This is a genomic window from Fannyhessea sp., assembly GCF_986145555.1.
The window spans coordinates 1-20,799 of the sequence record NZ_CFRCNA010000010.1; the positions used below are offsets into that span (position 1 = coordinate 1).

General features: G+C 44.6%; 18 protein-coding genes. 15 read left to right on the forward strand and 3 right to left on the reverse strand.

Going from position 1 to position 20,799, the window contains the following annotated elements:
• Positions 1 to 72 precede the first annotated feature (72 nt).
• The 15 genes from AC5GD6_RS03235 to AC5GD6_RS03305 all read left to right on the forward strand — a co-directional run bounded on the left by AC5GD6_RS03235 (position 73) and on the right by AC5GD6_RS03305 (position 17,041).
• Complete coding sequence (locus AC5GD6_RS03235; RefSeq protein WP_048597085.1) at positions 73 to 414, forward strand: Asp23/Gls24 family envelope stress response protein; 342 nt, start codon at positions 73 to 75, stop codon at positions 412 to 414.
• 308 nt (positions 415 to 722) lie between these two features.
• A complete protein-coding gene (locus tag AC5GD6_RS03240) occupies positions 723 to 2,456 on the forward strand; it encodes a DAK2 domain-containing protein (protein ID WP_491846223.1) in 1,734 nt (577 codons plus the stop codon).
• A gap of 7 nt (positions 2,457 to 2,463) precedes the next feature.
• Positions 2,464 to 4,743, forward strand: coding sequence for an ATP-dependent DNA helicase RecG (locus AC5GD6_RS03245; RefSeq protein WP_491846224.1), 2,280 nt, complete (start codon positions 2,464 to 2,466; stop codon positions 4,741 to 4,743).
• A gap of 123 nt (positions 4,744 to 4,866) precedes the next feature.
• Positions 4,867 to 5,463 (forward strand): RsmD family RNA methyltransferase, encoded by a 597-nt coding sequence (locus AC5GD6_RS03250; RefSeq protein WP_420027371.1) that lies wholly within the window; start codon positions 4,867 to 4,869, stop codon positions 5,461 to 5,463.
• 54 nt (positions 5,464 to 5,517) lie between these two features.
• On the forward strand, positions 5,518 to 6,015 hold the full coding sequence (coaD, locus tag AC5GD6_RS03255; protein ID WP_353584707.1) for a pantetheine-phosphate adenylyltransferase: 498 nt from the start codon (positions 5,518 to 5,520) through the stop codon (positions 6,013 to 6,015).
• 307 nt (positions 6,016 to 6,322) lie between these two features.
• Positions 6,323 to 6,820, forward strand: a complete 498-nt coding sequence (locus AC5GD6_RS03260; protein WP_006303038.1) for a hypothetical protein — start codon at positions 6,323 to 6,325, stop codon at positions 6,818 to 6,820.
• Between the two features lie 30 nt (positions 6,821 to 6,850).
• Positions 6,851 to 7,429 (forward strand): YceD family protein, encoded by a 579-nt coding sequence (locus tag AC5GD6_RS03265; protein WP_416428144.1) that lies wholly within the window; start codon positions 6,851 to 6,853, stop codon positions 7,427 to 7,429.
• Positions 7,430 to 7,736: 307 nt separating this feature from the next.
• The gene (rpmF, locus tag AC5GD6_RS03270; protein WP_006303036.1) at positions 7,737 to 7,916 is read left to right on the forward strand and encodes a 50S ribosomal protein L32; all 180 of its coding nucleotides are present in this window, start codon (positions 7,737 to 7,739) and stop codon (positions 7,914 to 7,916) included.
• A gap of 118 nt (positions 7,917 to 8,034) precedes the next feature.
• Positions 8,035 to 9,024, forward strand: coding sequence for a phosphate acyltransferase PlsX (gene plsX, locus AC5GD6_RS03275; protein WP_303870516.1), 990 nt, complete (start codon positions 8,035 to 8,037; stop codon positions 9,022 to 9,024).
• Between the two features lie 125 nt (positions 9,025 to 9,149).
• On the forward strand, positions 9,150 to 9,386 hold the full coding sequence (locus AC5GD6_RS03280) for an acyl carrier protein (protein ID WP_006303034.1): 237 nt from the start codon (positions 9,150 to 9,152) through the stop codon (positions 9,384 to 9,386).
• An 18-nt stretch (positions 9,387 to 9,404) separates the two neighbouring features.
• The gene (rnc, locus tag AC5GD6_RS03285) at positions 9,405 to 10,106 is read left to right on the forward strand and encodes a ribonuclease III (RefSeq protein ID WP_276770037.1); all 702 of its coding nucleotides are present in this window, start codon (positions 9,405 to 9,407) and stop codon (positions 10,104 to 10,106) included.
• A gap of 127 nt (positions 10,107 to 10,233) precedes the next feature.
• Positions 10,234 to 13,800 carry a chromosome segregation protein SMC gene (gene smc / locus AC5GD6_RS03290; protein ID WP_491846225.1) on the forward strand — a complete coding sequence of 1,189 codons (3,567 nt, stop codon included), beginning with the start codon at positions 10,234 to 10,236 and terminating at the stop codon, positions 13,798 to 13,800.
• 12 nt (positions 13,801 to 13,812) lie between these two features.
• Positions 13,813 to 14,724, forward strand: a complete 912-nt coding sequence (gene ftsY / locus AC5GD6_RS03295; protein WP_006303029.1) for a signal recognition particle-docking protein FtsY — start codon at positions 13,813 to 13,815, stop codon at positions 14,722 to 14,724.
• Positions 14,724 to 16,205 (forward strand): signal recognition particle protein, encoded by a 1,482-nt coding sequence (gene ffh, locus AC5GD6_RS03300; protein ID WP_491846226.1) that lies wholly within the window; start codon positions 14,724 to 14,726, stop codon positions 16,203 to 16,205. Before ftsY ends, ffh begins: the two co-directional genes overlap by 1 nt.
• Before the next feature lie 17 nt (positions 16,206 to 16,222).
• Positions 16,223 to 17,041 (forward strand): TrmH family RNA methyltransferase, encoded by an 819-nt coding sequence (locus AC5GD6_RS03305; RefSeq protein WP_491846227.1) that lies wholly within the window; start codon positions 16,223 to 16,225, stop codon positions 17,039 to 17,041.
• Positions 17,042 to 17,055: 14 nt separating this feature from the next.
• Here AC5GD6_RS03305 and aroQ read toward each other — a convergent pair whose 3' ends face one another.
• From aroQ to AC5GD6_RS03320, 3 genes are all read right to left on the reverse strand, one after another.
• Positions 17,056 to 18,138, reverse strand: coding sequence for a type II 3-dehydroquinate dehydratase (gene aroQ, locus AC5GD6_RS03310; protein ID WP_491846228.1), 1,083 nt, complete (start codon positions 18,136 to 18,138; stop codon positions 17,056 to 17,058).
• Between the two features lie 213 nt (positions 18,139 to 18,351).
• Positions 18,352 to 19,629: a shikimate kinase gene (locus tag AC5GD6_RS03315; protein WP_491846229.1), complete on the reverse strand. Its 1,278-nt coding sequence runs from the start codon at positions 19,627 to 19,629 to the stop codon at positions 18,352 to 18,354.
• A gap of 2 nt (positions 19,630 to 19,631) precedes the next feature.
• Positions 19,632 to 20,792: a bifunctional chorismate mutase/prephenate dehydratase gene (locus tag AC5GD6_RS03320; RefSeq protein ID WP_491846230.1), complete on the reverse strand. Its 1,161-nt coding sequence runs from the start codon at positions 20,790 to 20,792 to the stop codon at positions 19,632 to 19,634.
• Positions 20,793 to 20,799 lie beyond the last annotated feature (7 nt).

The following is a 20,799-nucleotide window of genomic DNA, read 5'->3' on the forward strand; positions in this document are numbered from 1 at the left end:
CCTTATGATTATTGAATGAATGCGTTACAATTGCTATATGTAAACATGCTTAAGACGAGAGGAGACTTTCGTATGTCACAAGTCGTTTGTGGAACGCTTAAAGTTTCAAACGATTGCATTGCCGATTTGGTAGGTCATGCAGCTCTTGAATGCTACGGTGTAGTGGGAATGGCTGCTCTCGATCAGCAAGACGGCATAATGCATCTCTTACCCATGTATCGCTTACGTAAAGGTGTAGACGTAGAAACTAAAGACAACCATCCAGTTGTATCGCTGCACGTCATTGTTGAGCAAGGAGTCAACCTGGTTTCGGTTTCTAAAAATTTAATCAGTGCCACTCAATTTATCTTAAAAAAGATTGCCGAGCTTAACGACGTAGAAGTTCGTGTATTTATTGAAGGCATACGCGCCTGATCGCGTGTTGCAGGTGTGCTTGCAGCATTAACGCGTTTGCTGCACGCCTTGCGTACGAGTTTGTCGCGTGCCACGTGCTACGCGCCGCGCGTTGCACCCGTCGCGACCGCTCCCGTTGACCCTGCGCACCTTGCTTGGAGCGTACTGGTGCAAACAGCGCGAGCATCGTGCAAAGCGCGCACAAGCATCGCACAGCGCTCAGCGCCAGCAGCACGCCAACCGCGCGAAAGGCTTAGCACTGCCACGCTCGCGCCCGCACCTGCTCAAGTATTGGATAACCGTCTATGAATTAAAGGAATTCCACTGATATGATTTCTCATGTGATTCGTACCTGCTTTCCCGTTGCAGCTCAAGCGGTTGCAAACAAAGCTGATGAAATTAACAAGCTTAACGTATTTCCCGTTCCCGACGGAGATACGGGAACAAACATGTCGCTTACGCTTCAAACTGTGGTAAAAGAGGTGGAAGACCTGCCTCAAGATGCGTCGATGGAAGATATAGCACATGCAATTACGCACGGATCACTTATGGGCGCGCGCGGTAATTCTGGCGTTATTACCAGCCAAATTTTGCGCGGTATTAGTGAAGGTCTTGTTGGCGCATCCGACGAAGCTCTAAGCGTAGAAGACATTGCAAAAGCCTTACGAAACGGCGTAAAAGTTGCATTTAAGGCTGTAAGAAAGCCCGTTGAAGGCACCATTCTTACCGTTTTAAAAGACGTGTCGCTTTGCGCCGATAAGCTTGAGCAAAAACACGCAACCAAGCAAGAGCTCCTTGATGCAATTGTGGTTGAAGCATATGAATCCGTTGCACGCACACCCGATTTATTGCCCGTGCTTAAAGAGAACGGGGTAGTGGATTCGGGCGCTTTTGGTTTTGCAACTTTTATCGAAGCCTTTGTAAATGCTTATAACGGTAAAGATCAGCAGCTTACCAATTTTAAGACTACGGTCGATGCCCACGATGCCCAAGATACCAAAGACGCTAAAGCCCACGTATCAAATGCGGTTGATATTGCGGTTAACGAAGATTGGGAAGGCTCTCAGTATCGTTATTGCACCGAGTTTTTGTTCCATGCCGATTTAGAAGACTTTAACCCCGAAACCCATCTCAAATTCCTTGCGTCCCAAGGTGACTGTGAACTTTTGGTAGGAAGCTATCCCGATTTTAAGATTCATGTTCACACTAATCGTCCCGATTATGTTTTGCGCCATATGTTGCATCGTGGTCAAATATATAATGTGTTTGTACACAATATGGATCTAGAGGCTCACGAACGAACGGACGCCATCCGCGATGACAAAGTTCTTGTCCACGGTGATGATTTTGTCGCTGGAGCCGCGGCATCTACATCAGCTGCTTCTAACACACCGTTAAAGGACGTAGGCTTTGTTGCGGTTGCAGCTGGTAGTGGCCAAGCAGAAATTCTTACATCATTAGGTGTTGACCAAATTATCTCTGGCGGGCAAACCATGAATCCCTCTACGGCCGATATTCTTAAAGCTATCGAGGCAACTCATGCTCGTCAGGTAGTTGTATTGCCTAACAACTCTAATATTCGCATGGCTGCCGAAGCAGCAGTTCAGGCAGTTACTACCTGCGTTGCAAAGGTTGTTCCCACTAAAAGCGTTCTGCAAGCATTTTCTTGCATGTTCTGCGTTGATTTGAGTAAAGATTTTGATGAACTTGTGTCACAAATGACCGATCAACTTTCCCTCATTAGAGACGGCGAGATAACCCGTGCCGTTCGCGATTCGTCAGCCTCTGATGGTACGCCCATCCATGTAGGCGATGTGATGGGTATTGCCTGTGGTTCCATCGATGTGGTTGGACACGACGTATGCAGCGTAACGCTTGAAGTTATTGCTCGTATGATGGACGAAGAAGAAAGCGATACCTTAACTATCTTGGCTGGTAAAGATATGGATCAAGCAAGCTTTGACGATCTGGTAGAAAAAATAGAAGATAAGTTCCCCTCGCTTGACGTAGATCCGCAACGCGGAGAGCAACCGCTTTATCCTGTGATTTTCTCGCTCGAATAAGGCGTCTGTGGATACTCAACTGCATATATCCGAGGCATCACCGCGTCTTGCAGCGTCTTGTGCGCTTGACGCGCCGCTTGGTATGTTGGCCTATGTAACGCCTGCGCGCGCAAAACTGTTTTCTAATCTTGGTATCCACACTCTGCGCGATTTTATATTGCGTATCCCTCGTAGGTACCTTGATTTTTCGCGGCATGTTTCTATTCTTGAAGCAGCGGTAAATGACACAGTTACCATATCGTGTGTTATTGATCGAATTAATCTTAAGCGTCCGCGTCCGCATCTCTCAATTGTTGAGATGTATGTAACCGATACTATAGGTATCATGCGCATTTCGTTTTTTAGGCAGCCCTGGCTTGCAAAAGCCTACCATGTAGGCGACGTGGTTGCGCTTTTGGGTAAAGTCGAATATTCGTATGGTTTTAAGTGCATGAATTCGCCGTTTATTGAGCTTATCCATGCAGCCGATACCCGTACTTCTGACGATCACGCAGTCGATACTCATACAACGAACGCTCGCACTGCAAATACCCACGCAACAGGAGCACATGCTCAAGATACAAGCGCGCCTCAGCCCGTGGCCACAACTCGCCTTGATACGCATATTTTGCCTGTTTATGCACTGTGCGACGGCTTATCCGCTGCGTGGTATCGACGCATTATTAAAATATGTTTGCATAAAATTTTGCCGCTGGTAGATTGCATACCATCTGTGTATCTTGCGCGTAATCGTTTGATGGGATATTCAACTGCTATCCAGCAGATACACATGCCAACATCGATGCGTGCACAAGAAGCTGCGCGGCGCCGTTTTGCATATAACGAGCTGTTTTTTCTTCAGCTTGCACTTCGCGCGCGCACTTCTGTTGAGGATACTCAAGACCCCATACAACACTGTATTAACGGAAGCCACCTCAAAAACTTTTATAAGGCGTTGCCGTTTGAATTGAGCGCAGAGCAGCAAAGTGCAGCTCATGACCTTTTACATGATATGCAGGCAAAAACGTGCATGAATAGGCTGTTACTTGGTGATGTTGGAACGGGAAAAACCGTTGTTTGCGCCCTTGGTTTTGCTGTTTGCGCCGACACATCCACGCAAGCTGCCATGCTTGCGCCAACCTCTGTGTTAGCTCAGCAATATGCCGAAAAAATAGGCACGCTCCTTACTAAATTGTCTATCTCGTGGGCACTTTTAACGTCCGCAACAACAAAGTCCGAGCGCGCCGATATTCTGAGCGGCTTACAAACGGGGTCGGTTCAGGTCATTTTTGGTACTACATCGCTTTTGTCTGATGATGTGCAATTTCACAAGCTTTCCTACATCGTCATCGACGAGCAGCACCGCTTTGGCGTACATCAGCGTCTTGCGCTTAGACAAAAATCTCCGTTTGCCGATTTACTTGCCATGAGCGCAACTCCTATTCCACGTACGTTGGCGCTCTCGTTTTACGGCGATCTAACCTGCTCTTTTATTAAACATAAGCCGTTTTCTACAGCAAACGTAATCACAAACGTATTAGCAAACGAAAATGTATCCGTTGCCTATGATGCTGTTGCCGCATGCATTGAGCAAGGTCAGCAAGCTTATATTATTTGTCCACTTATCGACAATCAAGACGCGCGTACCACGGTTGATGACATTGCTCCCAATGCGCAGTCTTCCGCGCAGACGCTGCACAGTGCACAACAAACGTTTGAAGCTCTCAAGCGTAGTAGTTTTAGCGCTTATCGAATTGGTCTTTTAACAGGTCGCATGGACAGCGATGAAAAAGATAGGGTTATGAGTCAATTTAGGGCGCATAAGCTTGACGTGTTGGTGGCAACAACCATTGTTGAGGTAGGCGTGGATGTTCCGCGTGCCTGTGCTATGATTATCCTTGACGCCGATCGCTTTGGGCTTGCAACGCTTCACCAGCTGCGTGGTCGTGTTGGCCGAGGCAGTCTTGCGGCACAGGTTTATTTGGTGACCGCTTCAAAAAAGCATAGTTTAGCTCGACAGAGGCTTGGTATTTTGGAGAACACCTTTGATGGCTTTGAACTTTCTCAAAAAGATTTGGAACTAAGACGCGAGGGCGACATTTTAGGCTATCGTCAAAGCGGTACGCTTACGCTGCGTGTTTGTGATATGGTGCGCGATATGGATCTTATTGAGGCGGCTCACCGCGATGTGGGCGAGCTGTTGGACAGCGATCCTGATCTATCGCAAGTCCAACATCGAGCACTGGTGCATGAAATGCACGTGCGCTTTCCAGCTTATTTTGAAGAACTTAAAGGTATCGGGTTTTAGCGCTTTGAACTGTGAACCTTTGGACCTACGCCGTCCGCTGCGTCCTCGCCCTTCGCGCCGTCAGCGCCGTCCGCTGCGTCCGCGCCGTGTATTAACTCATAAAGCTCTCTTGAAAGGAACCATATGCGTATTGTAAGTGGAGTTTGGGCTGGTAAAGAGCTCATTACTTTGCAGGGACGAAACGTCACGCGTCCAACTACTTCGCGCTTGCGTGAGTCTATAGCGTCTATGGTTAAGCATGAGTTTGATTTGGACTTGGCGCGCGCGTACGTTTTGGACGCATTTGCAGGATCGGGAGCTTTGGGTTTTGAGCTTATGTCGCAAGGTGCAGCATATTTGGCGTCTATCGAAAAAGATCGCAATGCTTTTAAGATTTTGCAAACCAACGCGCAAAACCTTGGATGCGAGCCAAACACGTTTACGGCGTTGTACGGTGATTGCATGAATCACACCCTCATTGAGCGTATTAAGCACCCAATTAATTGTGTACTGCTTGATCCACCGTATGCCTATAAGCCAGATGAGGTATGTAAGCTTTTTGATGCATTAAGTTTGGCGCATGTGCTTGATTTGCATGCGCTTGTAGTCTACGAGCACGAAAAACATACCACACTTGAAAAAAGTATCCGCACCCACTTTGCCACGCTTGAGCTTGTGCGCGAGAAAACTCACGGTATTACGCAGGTAAGTCTTTTTCGTGTGTCTGCACATAATTTGTAGCAAACATTTGTTGATATACGTGCAAATATTGATACACATAAAAAAAGGAGTGCTATGAATACAGAAATTTCTCATGTGGTAGTTCCTGGTACTTTTGACCCTATAACGCTTGGCCATCTTGATGTTATTCGCCGCGCGCGAAAAATGTTTCCGCAGGTAAGTGTGGCTGTTGCGCTGTCAGCGCGCAAAAACGAAACGGGCGCTACCTTCTCGCTTGAACACCGTGTCGAGTTGGTGCGCGCCTCGCTTGACGAAGCACATCTAAACGATGTAAATGTGTATCCGTTTGAAGGTCTCCTTGTTCAGTTTGTCAAGTCAATAGGTGCACAAGCTGTGGTAAAAGGCTTGCGCGCTATGACCGATTTTGAATACGAGCTTCAACAATCCGACCTTAATACACGTATGAATCCCGATATTGAGTCCATTTACGTGATGAGTAACCCCAAGTACGGTTTTATTTCGTCCTCGGTTGTGCGCGAAATAGCAAGTATGGGTGCCGATGTAAGCATGATGGTGCCTGCATGCGTTTTACAACACTTGTATCATAAGTAGCGTAAGCTCGTGCAAGAGGGTAGTGCGAAAGGGTAGTGCAAGAGGAACGTGCGAGAGCTTGCACGACAAGTAACGCAAGAGCTCGTCCAAGAGGGTGGTAGTGCGAGGGTTAGCGCGAAAAGATAACACGCAACCTCGCGTGAAAGTCTCTCAATTGCGTTTGGGGTTGTAAAGCTTATGGAACTGTATGCAATATGGAAAAATCTCCCTTCGTTTTATGTTTTTATCTGTTAAGATAAAAATGTATGGTCAAAAATGAAGTTAAAGTGAACCTATTGATCATTCATAGGATTGAAAGGAGCCCAGTATGCAGCCGGGTGAAGAAATCGAGAGCCTTGTTAATGAACTTGAATCAATGGTAAGCGAAGCCAAAACACCGTTTGCTGCTGGTCAAGGTAAAAAAATCGTTGATGAAAACGATGTTTATGAAATTCTCGATGAGATTCGTCGTGTTTTTCCCCAAGAATTTACTGACGCACGTCGTATTGTTAAAGAAGAAAACGAAACACTTGAACGTGCTCAGCAACAGGCTGACTCTATTGTTGCCGATGCTCAGCAACAGGCTATTATTTTAGCAAGTGACCAAGAGATTGTTCGTATTGCCCAACAAAAAGCCGAAGAAGTTAAAGCTCAGGCAGATCAATACGAACGTGACACGCGCTACAATGCAGAAGAATATGCTGATACCGTTTTAGCGCATCTAGAAGAAAATCTTAAATCCCTTACCAACTCCGTAACACGCGTGCGCCAAACGCTCAATGAAAACTCTGGTGACCGCAATCAATCTAATAACGTTACGTGGTAATTGTATTCAAGCAGGTGTTTTAGGTACCTTATGAAAAAAACCGTTGCAATTTTAGATGAGCGACTTTCGCAGCGCGGAAGCTCGGTGCATCTTACAGGTCATGTTGATGAAGACTCATATACGTTGGGTGCGCACCATTTTGTGTTGCCTCAAGGTGTTGAGTATTCGCTTGATTTAACGAATGCTGGTCAAGGTATTTTTGTAACAGGTATCCTTTCGTGCACGGTTGAGGGCACCTGTGATCGCTGTCTTGACAAGGCAGCCTTTACGCTTGAAGGCGAAGTTGACCAGTATTATTTATTTGAAGAGCCTGAGCAAACGCCCCTATCTTCTGATGAAGACGAACTCGATTTTGAGCTTGTGTCTGCTGATAACACACTTGATTTGACGCATGCGCTTGAATCGGTATTACTCATGGAAACGCCTTATGTTATTTTATGTTCTGATGAATGCAAAGGTTTGTGTTCTGAGTGCGGTTGCAACCTTAATCACACTCAATGTCGTTGTGCAGAGCGCTTGGCACATAACGCGTCAGAAGAGCCTCAATCTCATAATGCGCAAGAGCTTGCTAAATTAAAGAAGCTACTTTCTTCTTCTGATCTCAAGTAACCAAGCGAGCTAACGATTGCTACGCGCGCGAACGCGTACAAATGCGCTAGCTAAATACGCGCCTCACGCACGCGTCAACACAGCGCACTCTTATCAGCACTTGGTGCGTCTAGGTACGTGATAATTTTGTTATGTTTGCGCATAAGACTTGTTTATATGGTGAGTACATGTAAAATTTCTGATGGTATAAGGAAATGTTAGGCGTATACCATATAAAACATGGTATAGTACATTCTTGCGTATTTTTAATAGATGCCGCTCAGGAGTTCATTCGCCTGACGCTATGATGTTTTAAGAGAGGTTAATGATGGCAGTTCCTAAGCAAAAAAAGGGTCGTGGCGCAACTCATACACGTCGTTCAGCAAACAGCAAGCTCGAAGCAGCAGCTCGTTCAGTATGTCCTCAGTGCAATGCTGTTAAGCTTCCACATCACGTTTGCTCTAACTGTGGCTACTACAAAGATCGCGAAGTAGTTGTTACCGAGTAATTTTGCACTAAAGCCTATGAGCAGGTCGGTCCTTACTCGGATCGGCCTTTCTTTTTTATGTGTTCAGTGCTCATTTGCGTGTTTGAAAAGTACCGTAACTCAAAGTTTGGAGTAGACCATGGTTACAGTTTGCGTTGATGCAATGGGTGGGGACGAGTCTAGTGATGTTGTTCTCGAAGGTATTCACCAGGCGCTTGTCAGTGACCCCGAGCTTCAGGTTCTTGTTGCAGGATTACCTGAAGTTGTAGAGCCTTTTTGTGCTACGCATGCGCGTACGCAGCCTTTGGTTTGCACGCAAACTATTAGTATGGAAGAGCACCCTGCTACTGCTGTTCGAACCAAGCGCGATTCCAGTATTGTGTGTAGTTGCCGTGCGGTAAAAGACGGTCGCGCACAGGGATTTTTTTCTGCTGGTTCAACGGGTGCAATTTTTACCGCTGCAACTTTGGAAATCGGTCGTATTCGTACTATTAAGCGGCCAGCTATTGCCTATGCAGTTCCTGGATTAAGCGGCAAAAAAACAGTTTTTCTTGATCTTGGTGCCAATGCCGATGCACGTCCAGCTACGCTTGTACAGTTTGCTTATATGGGTCGTGCATATGCTCGTAATATTTTGCATGTTAAGGATCCATCTGTAGCACTTTTGTCCAATGGTACCGAGCCAACAAAAGGTTCCGAAGCAGTTATTGCAGCTCACAAAGCGCTTGCCGAGGCAGGCCCTTGGTTTAGCGGCAATTGTGAATCCTCTGATATCTTGGCAGGCAAGGTAGATGTTGTGGTAACCGATGGTTTTACGGGCAATGTTGTTCTTAAAATGATCGAGGGCACCGTTAAATATTTGTATACGCAGCTTAAAGGTCAAGCCGCTCAAAATATGGGATATGCGGTGGGTCTTTCTTTGGCAAAAGGTGCGCTTAAACGTATCGCGGTTGACTTATCTGGAGAAGAACAAGGTGGCGCCATGCTTTTAGGACTTAAAGCACCGGTGCTCATAGGCCATGGTTCAACTTCGGTTGCAGCCATTAAGCATGGAACACTTGCATGCGCTCATGCAATAAGAAGTAATCTTGCCAGCAAAATTGCTTCTGATCTTGTCCGTGAATCTTAAATGTATATCGTGCTTTTAAGCATGTTTTTCTCGTTATTATCTATAAAATAGAACGTATGTAGTTTTAAGCTTTGCTAAACTAATTTTTTTAGCATACGTATTTTACAGGTAATAAGGAGATTTATATGGACTCATCTCAAGTTTTTGAGACGGTTACAAACATTATCAGTACCGAACTTGATGTTGATAAACAATCTTTAACTCCTCAAACAGAATTTAAGGATTTAGGTGCAGATTCATTTGATCTTCTATCGCTTATTACAGCTTTTGAAGACGAATTTGGCTCTACACTTAATGACGATATTTTACAAAATATAAAAACTATAAACGATGCGGTAGACGCTATTGTCAACGCGCAATAGGTACTAAAGAGGCTTTATATGTCTGTTGAAGCGCGAATTAAGCATGCGGAACAAATTATTGAATATACCTTTGAAAACAAAAAGCTCATTCAAGCTGCTATTACACATCCTTCTGCAGTAGAGGGGCTTCCTGTTTCTGCTTCTTATGAGCGCCTTGAGTTTTTAGGTGATTCAATTTTGGGAGCTATTGTTGCTACCGATATGTTCGAAAAATTTCCTGGTATGGATGAAGGTGCGCTTACACGCATGAAAATTTCGCTGGTAAGCGGAAAAACACTTTCGATGGTTGCCGAGGAATTAGGCATAGGCGAATGTATTATCTTTGGTGACTCCGAAAAAGGTACGGGTGTGCGTGGATTCACCTCCGCCTTGGAAAATGTGTATGAATCGCTGGTTGGTGCTCTTTATTTAGAAGCTGGCTACGAGCCTACGGTCAAATTTATTCGCCGAACCCTTACGCCGTACATGGTGCCCGAACTTGCAAAGCATCCTATTTCGCCTAAGAGCCGTCTTCAAGAAGTTTGCCAAAAGCGTTTTCATATTGCGCCTGTGTATGAGCTTGAGGACGAAACAGGTCCAGCTCATGCTCCACAGTTTACCTCTGCTGTCTTTGTAGATGGTGAGCTGATGGGTAGGGGCACTGGCTCGTCCAAGAAAGAATCTCAAAGTATAGCGGCTCTGTCGGCTTTAGATAAGCTCGACGTTGATGATGAGGCATAGCGTCTTTTGTAAGCATAGCTAAGCTCACAATGATTTGCCTTTTTTAATGCGCTTTACCATTGTACACGCACACGCTTTAAGCGTTATGCTACATTTGAGATACTGATCGTTGTGAGAGGTGTAGCTTGTGTATCTTAAGTCTTTAACGCTTAAAGGATTTAAGTCCTTTGCCGATAAAACCGAGATGATTTTTGACCCTGGCTTAACTGTTGTGGTGGGTCCTAATGGATCGGGCAAATCGAATGTATCCGATGCTATGCTGTGGGTCTTAGGCGAACAAGGTCCGCGCAACCTTCGCGCCCAAGCCATGGAAGATGTTATCTTTGCAGGCTCATCCAAGCGTGATGCTGTAAGTTTTGCCGAGGTAACGCTTGTACTTAATAATTCTGATCACACGCTTCCTATTGATTTTACCGATGTTGCTATTACGCGCCGTATGTATCGTTCGGGCGAAAGCGAATATCTCATCAATGGTGCTGCTGCCCGTTTGCGCGATATTAACGATATTCTGCACGATTCTGGACTTGGTAAAGAAACGCATTCTATTATTTCGCAAGGAAAGCTTGATGCTATTTTAGTTTCAAAGCCTCAAGATCGCCGTGATTTAATTGAAGAAGCTGCAGGTATTGCAAAGCATCGGCGGCGTAAAAAACTTGCCGAAAAAAAACTTGAGCTTATGGCAACTCACCTTAATCGGATAAAAGACGTTAAACGTGAGATCCATAAACAGCTGCTTCCCCTCGAAAAACAAATGGGCGTTGCAAACCGCGCGCGCGAGTTAACTTCTGTGTTACAGCGTAGTAAAACGATGTGCGCAGTAGACGATTTGTCGGCGCTTAAAGCTCGTTATGAGCAGCTTTCATCCGAGTTAAAAGAGGCAAATGCATCGGTTGAACTCCTTGAATTTAGAAAACAAGAGGCTCAAAAGTCGCTGGAATCGTATAGAGTTTTGCTTGAACAGAAAGGCTTGTTTGTAGGCGATTTAAGTGAACAACGTCGCCGTCTTCATGATATTGCTGGTCGTATGGATTCGGATATGCGCCTGCTTGAAGAGAAGGGCAAAAATATGGTGAAGCATTTAAGCGAGCTTCGCCGTAACATGAGCGCACAAGAACACACCAAGCAGGATTTGTTAAAAGAAAAACAAGAGCTGATGGATTCTCAAGCCGAGTCTCATGGTGAGATTGAGTTTTATCTTGGCTCACTTGCCGAAAAAGAGCCTCAGCTTGCGTCAGCAAAATCTAAGCGGATGGAGTATTCTCGTACGTGTAACAGCTTAAATGACCAGGTAAAGCACTCTACACGTCAGCGTGATGCCTTACAAATTTCTGTTGCTACTTTAGAAGAACGCTTAAAGCGAACTCAAACTGAGCGCGCACTTTTTTCTGAACGTCTTTCTGAATTACAAGATACTATCAAGCAAAACGAGCAAGCACAATCTGCTCTCGATGAAAGAATGACGTCAACAAGCGCTCAGCTTAAGGAAAAAACCGAAGAACTTTCTCAAAAACAGCATTTATTGGATGAGGCTTCTGCACAAAAAGCAGCAGCATCTACGCAAAAGGCAGAGCTTGATCGCAAACTCTTTAAGATTCGCGGCGAGCTTGTTGCTAAGACCTCACAAGTAGAGGCTGCTCAACATGCTTCGCAGCGACTAAGCTATGTAAAAAAGACATTTTCGCCAGATATTCTAGCTACGTTTTTAGATGTGTGTCGTGTTCCAACCGAGTACGAAACGCTTGTAGAAGCCTATTTGTCTGACGTATTGTCTATGCTCATCGTCAAAGATACCAATTCAGCATTACATATGATGACCTCGTGTTCTTCTCAAAAAGGACGCCTTGTTTTGTATCCAATGCCTGCGCTTACCGATACAGATGTACAAACAGCGCATGACAAGATTCGCACTACGTATGCTGCGTGTGGTACGTCGCTTTTTGACGCTTTGGATGTTAATGCTTCGTATAAAAGCATACTTTTTGCGCTTACGGGTACCGTGTTTTTTGCCGATACCTTGCAACATGCCTATGAGCTGCACAAAAAATATCCCGAACTTACCTTTATTTCAAAAGATGGCTCATGCTTATACGCCGATGGACGTTGTGTTTCGCTCATTCATACTGTTTCTGTCTCAATGCTTGCTCTTAAGCGAACCATCCGTTCGTTAAACAAGCAAGAAAAAGATATCCAAACTAAGCAAGATGCATGTGCTGCCACAATCTCCTCTCTTGATGAGCGCATATCTGCACTTTCAACTGAAGTGGCAACGCTTAGACAAACAACCGCCCAGCTCAACGGCGAATCGTCATCGCTTGCACGCGAACGTGAACGAATTCAAAAGAACCAGCAACTTACTCAAGAGCAGCTGAGCCGCCTTAAAACAAAACAGCAATCGTTTGAATCAGACGATAAACTCACGCGCGAAAAGCTCCAAAAGCAAACGCATGAGCTTAAAGAGGCTAGCACTCAAGTTGAAAACCTCCATGATACATATGAGGAAAGCGTGCAAAAACGTAACGAGACATCTCGCTTAGAAAATCGTCTTGAAAAAGAGGTGAGTGAGCTTAAACTTAAGCTTGCACGCGCGCAGGAGCGAAAAAACCATCGAGATGCACGTAGCACGCGTATTGATAAAGATCTTGCGCTTATTAGTCAAACCATAGGCGAGTACGAACAAAGTGCGTTTACGCTTGATCGTATGAGGTATCGCGTTGAGCCGCTGTATAATCTCTATCAACAATTACTCGAGCTTGTTCAGGCATGGTCGCAAAAGCTTAAAAGTTCAGCTACGCTTGCCGAGGCGGATTCTGCTTCTCTTAAGAAAACCGTTGCCGAAGCACGCGCGCGCCTTGATAAGAGTTCTTCAGAGCTTGAACACGCAAAATCGCAGGAGTCCAATCTTCGTGTTGAGCAAACGCGCCTTGAGGTTGAAGTTAAACATGCGCTTACGCAGATTACCGAATTTGGTTATTCGTTAGACGATGCGCTTGATTTACCTCATATTCAAGACAGAAGTTTGTGTGAGCGTCAGATTGCTCATATTGAAGCCGAGCTTAATACTTTAGGGCCCATTAATTCAGCTGCGCCCGAAAATTACGAAGCCACCAAAAAACGCTATGAGTATATCAGCTCACAAATTGAAGATCTTGAGTCTGCGCGCCAGTCGCTCAAAAAAATTACTCGTGCTATTGAACACAAAATGAAAGAACAATTTTTACAAACGTTTAAGCAGGTCAACCAAAACTTTGTACAAATTTTTTCCATTTTGTTCCCAGGCGGATCAGCGCATTTGGAGCTGTGTGATCAAGATTCTATCCAAGACGCTGGTTTAGAAATTATTGCACAACCACAAGGTAAAAAAATTCGCAATATGATGCTTATGAGCGGTGGCGAAAAATCCTTGTGTGCGCTTGCGCTGTTGTTTGCCGTGTATAAAACCCGTACCGTTCCATTTTATGTATTTGACGAAATTGAAGCAGCGCTTGATGACGCAAATCTTTCTAAGCTGTTACATGCCATTGACGAGCTTAAGAAAACAACGCAGCTTATTGTGATTTCTCATCAACGCAGAACAATGGAGGAAGCGGATGTGCTCTACGGTGTTTCGATGCATGCCGATGGAGTTAGCCACGTGGTAAGCCAGCGTTTACGTGAGGCTTTGCAGACCGAGGGTATTTCGCATACTAACAAGTAAGAGGGGAATCACATGTTTAATTTTACTGAGCGATTAAAAGCAGGACTTGCTCGTTCGCGTGAAGCGTTGAGTGAAATTTTCTATATGGGCGCCTGCGTTGATGATGACTTTTGGGACGATTTGGAAGATCGTTTAGTTATGGCGGATGTGGGCGCAGAGCTTACTGCGCGCATCTGCGATGATCTTCGTGATTTAGCTGCTCAAAAGGGGTATACACAAGCTGCTCAAATTCAACAAGCGCTGATTGATCGTCTTGCACAAGAGTTTTATACCATCGATTACGACATGTTTTCAACCTATCCTGGCTGCATTGTATTTGTAGGCATTAACGGTGCAGGTAAAACTACCACAGTTGGAAAACTTGCCTTTGTATGCAAAGAATCGGGTCATTCGTGTTTGATTGGTGGAGCTGATACCTTTAGAGCAGCTGCAATTGAGCAACTTGATGTGTGGGGTAAGCGCGCAGGCGTGCGCGTGGTAACGCGCGAACGAGGGAGCGATCCTGCTAGTATTTGTTATGATGTGCTTGAAGAAGCAGCTGCGCAATCAACCGATTTGGTTCTTATTGATACAGCAGGGAGGCTCCATACCTCAATTGACTTAATGAAAGAACTCCAAAAAGTTGTTGCAATCTCGCGCAAACGTGCCTCTATGCCCGTAAAAATTGTACTCGTGTTGGATGCAACCTGTGGCCAAAATGGACTTGTTCAGGCACAACAGTTTCATGAATCGTTGAGTTTAGATGGTATTATAGTTACTAAGTTAGATGGCACTGCAAAAGGTGGCATTGCACTGCGCATTTCTCACGATCTTAAGCTGCCTATTGTTCGTTGTGGTGTTGGCGAGCAGATTGAGGATTTGCAGAGGTTTGATCCATACGAATTTTGCGCTGCTTTAGTCGGTACAAGCGAAGGGGAAAAATAGTGTTTAGTAACCTTTCAGATAGATTACAAGAAACGTTTGCGCATTTGCGCGGTAAAGGCAAGTTGAGCGAGCGTGATATCAATGATGCTATGAGAGAAATACGCATGGCATTGCTTGAGGCCGATGTTAACTATCGTGTTGTAAAAGATTTTGTTGCAACATGTAAAGAAAAATGCTTAACGGCCGATATATTGCAATCGTTGAGTGCGGCTCAAAATGTTGTTGCGGTTGTTTTGGAAGAGCTTACCGCGCTTTTAGGTACTACCGAATCAAAACTCACTTTTTCACCGCATCGTACGCCTCATATTATTATGCTTTGTGGTCTTCAGGGTTCAGGTAAAACTACGGCTGCAGCAAAGCTTGCTTATTTGCTTAAAAACCAAGGTCATGCTCCCTTACTTGCAGCATGTGATACACATCGTCCGGCCGCAGCCGACCAATTGCAAACACTTGGTGAAGAAATTGGTGTTCGTGTGTACAGAGGTGACGGAGTTAATGCAATACGTGTAGCTCAAGAGGCAGTTCAAGATGCAATAGACAATCTTAAAGACGTTGTCATTGTTGATACGGCTGGTCGTTTGCAAATTGACGAAGAAATGATGCAAGAAGCCATAGATATTAAACATGCTGTTAAGCCCGAACAAATTTTGATGGTCGTAGACGCTATGGCAGGTCAAGACATTGTGAACGTTGTTCAAGAGTTTTCTAAGCGTCTTGATTTTGACGGCGTTATCATGTCTAAACTCGATGGTGATGCACGTGGCGGTGGCGCCTTATCGGTTAGAGAAGTAACTGGTAAACCCATTAAATTTGTTTCTATGGGAGAAAAACCATCATCACTTGAGGTGTTTCATCCCGATCGCATGGCAAAACGTATCTTGGGCATGGGCGATGTTGTTGGTATTATTGAACAAGCTCAAAAGGTTGCTCAAAAGTCTGATTACGAGCAAGCTGAACGCATGCTGCGTGAGGGCTTTACCATGAATGACATGCTTGATCAAATGCATCAGATTTCAAAAATGGGCGGCATTAAAAAGATTATTTCGTCGCTTCCTGGTGGCGATAAAGCACTGCGCCAAGCTGGAGATACCATGGGTGAAGCTCAGATCAAACAGATCGAAGCAATCATTTATTCGATGACAAAACAAGAGAGACTGCGTCCAAAAATTATCAACGGTCAGCGTAGACGTCGTATTGCAGAAGGTAGCGGTAGAACTGTTCAAGAGGTTAACCAGCTGCTTCGTCAATGGGGCGAAATGAATAAGATGATGAGCAAAATGCGTCAACTTACCCAAGGTGGCGCAGGCGCTAAGCGTGGATTGCGTCAAATGAAAGATATGATGCGTCAGATGGGCGTCTCATCTGGTGGAGCTAATCCTTTTGGTGCGCCAGGCATGGGTGGGTCGTTGCCCAATTTAGGAAATTTTGGTGGTATGGGCTCTGCCAAGAATCCTTTTGGTAATGGCAAGTTTCCCTTTTAGAATTGCGTTTATGCACCATGAATATTCAACACGTTACCAACCTTAACGTCAAAGAGCTTGCTCCTTATGTAAGCCTTTCAAATCGCGAGCTTAAAAACATAGCTCATCCAGGGGATTCTTTTGTCATTTGCGAATCACTTTTGGTGCTACAAACTGTTTTTGAGTTGCATGTAGAGGTTGTATCTGTGCTTGTGTGGGATAAGCATCTGAGCAATCTTGAGCGCAGCATTTCGCCTGCGGCTTTTGGCGATGTGCCTATATATGTTGCATCTCATGAGCTTTTGTCTCAGCTTGTAGGTTTTAATGTATGTCGTGGATATTATGCATGCGTACGCAGACCTTCGCTTTTGTCCAGTGCCGCCGTTGATTGGCACTCTTATACGCGTATTGCTGTGGTGGAAGACTTATGCGATGTGTCAAATCTTGGTGCGCTTATACGTAACGCTTGCGCTCTTGGCATTGATGCTGTGGTGTGTTCGCCTACCTGCGCCGATCCATTTAACAGGCGTTGTGTGCGCACTTCTATGGGAACGGTGTTTAGATTGCCGATCATACAGGCTAATTCTAGCTGGCCTTATGACGTGTTTTCTTGCCTTTCATCTGCAGATTATACGGTTTTTGGTGCCGCATTACGCAAGGACGCCTTAAATGTGCACGATGTCGACTTTTCGCATTATAAGCGTTGTGCACTTTGTTTTGGCAACGAATCAAAAGGACTTTCAACACCTGTTATCGATGCATGTGATCAGCTGGTTATGATACCTATGAAACATGGCGTTGATTCGCTTAACGTTGCTGCGTCATCGGCTGTTTTATTTTGGGATATGTGCTCTTAAACGTGCGATTTTAGCTAGGCATTACTGCTAAGTTTTGTTGCAAGTGCACAAATTGCCTGCTTATAGCCGTCTATACCTTCACCAATAATGCTTTTGAAACACGCAGCGCGTATATAAGAAATTTTGCGAAACTCGTCACGCTCGTCTATGTTTGTGATGTGCACCTCAACTGTTGGAATATTTACGGCTTTAAGCGCGTCAAGAAGTGCGATAGACGTGTGCGTATAGGCACCAGGGTTAAATACAATACCTTGATAATTTCCATACGCCTGCTGAATCATATCTACAAGATCGCCTTCGTGATTGGATTGATAGCATTTACACGACGCAAAGCCAAGCTCTTTTGCCGTGTGTTTGCACAACTGAATAAGCTGCTCATACGAGTTACGCCCATAGAGCGCAGGCTCTCGTATGCCAAGCATATTAATGTTGGGGCCGTTTAAAATTAAAATATGATAGGGAAGTAGTGCTTCCGTGGTACAAGCATTATGATCTTTAGGTTCACGTTTACTCGCGTTTTCACTAGACGCTGTATGCGTTTTCTTGTGTTGTTTTCCGTTTGCATCGCTAACATTGCGGGTATGCAAAGCTTTTCTATGCGCAATTTTATTAAGCGAAATTTTTTTATCGTTTTCAAGCAACAGTTTAGTAAGTTCTTCGGCTTCACTTGTCATACGGTTTACATGGTGTGGATCAAAGGTGGTTTGATGAAGCATAGGTTTAAGTTGCTGTGCCTGTGTTCTTTGAACAGATGCTTTAGGATTGCTTATCTGAACTTTGAGAGCCTCAGAATTATTAAGGGTTGCACCACCGCGTGCGCGTGTACGGATCTCAAAATTATTAGAAAGCCCTGTCAAGCGAGAGAAAGACTCAAAAATTGCTTGTACAAGCGTTGGCCGACATACAATTTCTATACCGTGATCGCCAAGTTTGAGGCTTCCTAAAACGCCTGATATATCGTTAAGACCTGCTTCATCAACCAATGAAGGTTTGATGATTTGTATACGAAGACGAGTCATACACAATGCATTGCTTTGAATGTTTCCAGTGCCACCTAAACACGCAATAATAGAGGCAGCTATTTCTTCATTGGTCACGATATACCCCGTTTGTTAGAACGAAAAAAGCTTGGTGCTTACTTTACGTTTAATCTTCTCATGTTTGCTTGACTTAGCAAGATTTTATACGCCAGCGCGCAAAATAAAAGGCTTAACGTAGGTTAAGTCTTTTAGGAGCGCAAAAGTTCATGCTCCGCGCACACGTCTTCACAGAGAATGCGTAAGCTTGATGTATAAAACCCCATAGTGCTTTTACGCAATATCCAGTCGACTGATCAGTGCTTGGGCATCTTTTTGTGCAGAGCCTAAACAATTATGCACAACATCGGCCCAACGTTCGTACGCTTCTTTACGTTCTTCATAAAGTTGCTGTAATCCTTTTGCTTGCGATAATGGACGATCTTTCACTGAAAGCGAGGTTAAGGGGCGTGTGAGATACACAATCACAGAATTTTGGTGAAGGTATTGGTAATTACTATCTCTACATACAATTCCGCCACCACACGAAATAATTAAACCGCTTTGTTTGCTATAGGTTTCAAGAAGTTCAGACTCTTTCTCTCTAAATGCCATCTCACCTGCGGATTTGAGAAAATCGGCAGGACGCGTATGCCAGTGTTGCTCAAATTCTTCGTCTAAGTCTACAAACGCACGTCCTGTTGAGGCACTTATACACCGCGCACAAGAAGTTTTTCCAACGCCTGGCATACCAATAAAGGCAATATTTTTTTGTTGATGCATAAGCTTGGTACTTATACGTGTAATGACCTTTGTATCTATGTGCGTATTTTGGAAGTATTCCGATGACTTTGCGGCTTGTGCTACCAGCATAGGAAGTCCTGTTTGGGAGGGGGTATGAAGGCGCTCGGCATTAAGGCAAATTCCTGTAATACTGGGATTATAGACAACATCGATAACGCCTTTGAGCTGAGAGAATTTTGCAAGTCCACCTGTGTCTATCAACGAAGCAGGACAGTTGGGATACATACCAACAGGTGTTGCGCCAACAATAAGCACTGCGTTGGGCACGCGCTCATACATGGTTTGGTAGGTAAGCTCGCCCTCGCGATCTACCACATGAATACAAGCATTATAGGCGCGCAAGGCCTCCTGAACGGCTTGAGAAGCGCCTCCTGCTCCTAATACCAAGACGTCGCGCTGAGCAATGACGTCTTCTACGCTGCTTTTGAGCTGCGTTGTACAAAAATGCTCAAGTAACCACGAAAAACCATACACGTCGGTGTTATATGCATATACGCATCCATCTCTTTTTACGAGCGTGTTAGCAACACCTAAACGACATGCAAGCTCGTCGGCTTTATCTGCACACTCATACGCAGCGCGTTTATATGGAATGGTAACGTTTATGCCATCCCAGTTTCCATGAGTTATAAAGTCTTCAACTTCATGTGGCTCTTTTTCAAAATAGCTATACGGATACGAGCCAAGCTCTTTATGAATTACATCCGACCAGCTATGTTTAAGCGTTTGCCCCAATAGGCCATAAATTTTTGTTGTATTTTGAGCCATTTTTATATAACCTCCGTATAGCTACCCAAGTAGCGAACCTCAACACATTCTTGCGTAAGTGTTTCCATAAGGCGAGGAAACTCTGGAGCTAAAGGTGAGCACGAAATATCAAAATAGAACATAAACTCAAAGTCGTGGTTGGGGATTGGTCTACTTTCCAGTTTTATAATATTGATACCCAAGGTATAAAACGTTGCGAGAATTTTGTACAAACTTCCTGGTTTATGCGATGCTATCAGCATAAGCGATGTGCGATCTGCTCCTGGAAAGATTTCGAGATTTCGTGCAATACACGCAAAGCGCGTGTAGTTGTTGCTGCTATCTTGAACATCTTCTTTAAGCACGTCTAAACCATAAATTTCCGCGCAGTTTTTACTTGCAAGTGCGGCACAGTTTGAATCTGGTGACGATGCAACCATTTGCGCAGCAACAGCAGTATTTTTTACCGTGTGAATTTCAACATGCTTGAGCGTATCAATAAAATGAGAAGACTGAGCAAGTGCTTGTTCGTGGCTATAGATGTGCGTAATATGTTCAAGCGTGCTCCCAGCTTTTGCCAAAAGATTGTGCTCAATTTTAAGCCTGCATGTTCTGACAATTGAGAATTGATAGCGGTGCATAAGCTCAAACACCTGGTTAACCGACCCTGCATAGCTGTTTTCTATAGGTATTACTCCATAGGTACATACGCCGTCTTCTATTGATTGAAACACGTCTTCAAAATGCGGATAGTAGTTAAGCGTTGCATGCTTAAACAGTTTATCTGCTGCAAGCTGCTGATAAGCTCCTTCAATTCCTTGGCAACTTACATGAGCAAACGCAGGAAACAATTGGTTGGAGTTTTTCTGTATGGCCTTGGTTATGCGCATAAGCTCTGATGTTTCGGAGTTCATATGTGTATATTCACGTATTTTTGCAATGTGCATAATAATCTGAAACAGTGTTTGCATGGGCTCGATAAGATCTTGCGGAGTCATGCCGGCAATGCGCTCCAGCACGCGGCGCTCGCGATTGCTATCAAGCACAGCTAAACCGTGTTCTTTTTTGTAGGCAGCAATGGCTTGTACGCAGTCTAAACGTTGCGTTATGAGCTGCACAAGCTTAGTATCTATTGCGTCAATTTGATCTCTTTGTGCAGTGAGTGTATCGTCGTTTGCCTTCATATGATCC

Bases quoted from the DNA above. Each gene is read 5' to 3' on its own strand.
- plsX (WP_303870516.1), top strand. From the start codon at position 8,035: ATGGTTACAGTTTGCGTTGATGCAATGGGTGGGGACGAGTCTAGTGAT.
- AC5GD6_RS03250 (WP_420027371.1), top strand. From the start codon at position 4,867: ATGCGTATTGTAAGTGGAGTTTGGGCTGGTAAAGAGCTCATTACTTTG.
- AC5GD6_RS03320 (WP_491846230.1), bottom strand. From the start codon at position 20,792: ATGAAGGCAAACGACGATACACTCACTGCACAAAGAGATCAAATTGAC.
- ftsY (WP_006303029.1), top strand. From the start codon at position 13,813: ATGTTTAATTTTACTGAGCGATTAAAAGCAGGACTTGCTCGTTCGCGT.
- AC5GD6_RS03260 (WP_006303038.1), top strand. From the start codon at position 6,323: ATGCAGCCGGGTGAAGAAATCGAGAGCCTTGTTAATGAACTTGAATCA.
- AC5GD6_RS03315 (WP_491846229.1), bottom strand. From the start codon at position 19,629: ATGGCTCAAAATACAACAAAAATTTATGGCCTATTGGGGCAAACGCTT.
- AC5GD6_RS03305 (WP_491846227.1), top strand. From the start codon at position 16,223: ATGAATATTCAACACGTTACCAACCTTAACGTCAAAGAGCTTGCTCCT.
- rnc (WP_276770037.1), top strand. From the start codon at position 9,405: ATGTCTGTTGAAGCGCGAATTAAGCATGCGGAACAAATTATTGAATAT.
- AC5GD6_RS03280 (WP_006303034.1), top strand. From the start codon at position 9,150: ATGGACTCATCTCAAGTTTTTGAGACGGTTACAAACATTATCAGTACC.
- AC5GD6_RS03265 (WP_416428144.1), top strand. From the start codon at position 6,851: ATGAAAAAAACCGTTGCAATTTTAGATGAGCGACTTTCGCAGCGCGGA.
- AC5GD6_RS03235 (WP_048597085.1), top strand. From the start codon at position 73: ATGTCACAAGTCGTTTGTGGAACGCTTAAAGTTTCAAACGATTGCATT.
- coaD (WP_353584707.1), top strand. From the start codon at position 5,518: ATGAATACAGAAATTTCTCATGTGGTAGTTCCTGGTACTTTTGACCCT.
- rpmF (WP_006303036.1), top strand. From the start codon at position 7,737: ATGGCAGTTCCTAAGCAAAAAAAGGGTCGTGGCGCAACTCATACACGT.
- AC5GD6_RS03240 (WP_491846223.1), top strand. From the start codon at position 723: ATGATTTCTCATGTGATTCGTACCTGCTTTCCCGTTGCAGCTCAAGCG.